The sequence below is a fragment of the Psychrobacter sp. 1Y4 genome (assembly GCF_051847555.1).
This window is the reverse complement of record NZ_JBPYDE010000899.1, coordinates 1-577: the sequence shown is the minus strand read 5'-3', so window position 1 is coordinate 577 and position 577 is coordinate 1. Positions and strand designations below refer to the sequence as shown.

Annotated in this window: 1 protein-coding gene; it reads right to left on the bottom strand. The window is 45.2% G+C overall.

The annotated features are described in order from the left end of the window. Nucleotides 1-194 precede the first annotated feature (194 nt). Nucleotides 195-577: peptide deformylase (def, locus tag ACS8FC_RS19485; protein WP_439298001.1), on the bottom strand; the 383-nt coding region annotated here is incomplete at its 5' end.

Below are 577 nucleotides of genomic sequence, written 5' to 3'. Positions count from 1 at the left end.
AACGGGGTCTCGCGACCTTCAGCAGCTTTGGTAAATTTCTGCCAGCTGGCAGGTTCAAAATATTGGTCAATTTTGATCATTGTCATAGTAGTAAACCTTTGGTGAGAACAGTATCTGCTAAAAAATTGGCGCCACATAGCGGATATCAGAGAGTAACATCCACTATAGGCATCATTATGTAAAGGAGAAAGAGATTAAGAATTGATCGGTTGAGGCTGCTGTTCAGCTGATGATGCGCCTTGCTTTTCGCGTATCTTGAGGACTTTGCGAACTTTATCACGGGCACGTGTTTGTTTCAAACGAGACAGGTAGTCGACGAATATCACACCGTTGAGATGATCCATTTCATGTTGGATACAGACGGCAAGCAAGCCTTCTACCACTTCGTCAATGACGTCGCCGTTCTCGTCTAGTGCCTCGATACGTACTTTATTAGGGCGCTCGACTTTGTCGTAGACATCTGGGACCGAAAGACAGCCTTCTTCGTACGGTTGCTTGTCTTCTACCAATGGCGTGACTTTTGGGTTAATAAACACTCTTGGCGCATTTTTGTCTTCGGACAAGTCCATCACGATCA